This window comes from Cellulomonas sp. P4_B5_2 (assembly GCF_056402235.1).
Map to the genome: position 1 here is coordinate 1 of NZ_JBFUHU010000540.1, position 1,007 is coordinate 1,007.

The 1,007-nt window shown below is 77.2% G+C and carries 1 protein-coding gene; it reads right to left on the bottom strand.

From position 1 onward, the window contains the following. Positions 1-1,007: helicase-related protein (locus AC1DUQ_RS21970; RefSeq protein ID WP_477074669.1), on the bottom strand; the 1,007-nt coding region annotated here is incomplete at both ends.

Sequence of the window (1,007 nt, forward strand, 5' to 3'; positions counted from 1 at the left end):
GACGAGGGTCGCGTGCGCCACCGTCATCGCCGCGGCCGGTGGCGGGTCGAGCAGGGCGAGACCGGCGCCGTGCGGGCTCCCCCAGCAGGCCAGCTCCAGCGCGAACGCGGTGAGGTCGGCCGTGAGGATCTCGGGCTGCGGGTGCGCGACCAGCCGGGCGTGGTCGTGGGCGGACCAGCACCGGTACACCGCCCCGGGGCCCTCGCGCCCCGCGCGGCCGGCGCGCTGCTCGGCGGACGCGCGGCTGACGGACACGGTGACCAGGCCCGCGMGCCCGCGCGCATGGTCGGTGCGGGGCTCGCGCGACAGCCCGGCGTCGACCACCAGCCGGACGCCCGGCACGGTGAGCGAGGACTCGGCGACCGCGGTGGACACCACGACTCGTCGACGGGTGCCTGGCGTGAGCGCCCTGTCCTGCTCGGCGGCCGGCAGGCGGCCGTGCAGCGGGCGCACGTCGGCGTCGAGCCCGCCGAGCCGACGAGCGACGCCGTCGACCTCACCGGCGCCCGGCACGAAGACCAGGACGTCGCCGGTGCGCTCGTCCAGCGCTCGTCGCACGGTCGAGGCGACGTGGTCGAGGAATGCGGGCGTCACACCGCGGTCGTCCGTCCGGGCGGTGCGTGCGGGGGCCGGGCACCACACGGTCTCGACCGGGAACTGCGCCCCGGGGACGGCCACCACCGGCGCAGGCTCGGCACCGCCGAGCAGAGCGGCGGTGCGCTCGGCCTCGACGGTCGCCGACATCGCCACCACCGCGAGGTCCTCGCGCAGGTTGGCCCGGACGTCGACCAGGAGCGCGAGCGCGAGGTCGTCGACCAGGTGCCGCTCGTGCACCTCGTCGAGGATCACCACGGCGACCCCGGGCAGCTCGGGGTCGCGCTGGAGCCGTCGCAGGAGCACCCCGGTGGTGACCACCTCGACGCGGGTCGACGCGCTGGTCCGGCTCTCCCCACGCACGGAGAACCCGACGGTCCCGCCGAGCGGCTCACCCAGCAGCTGTGCGAGCC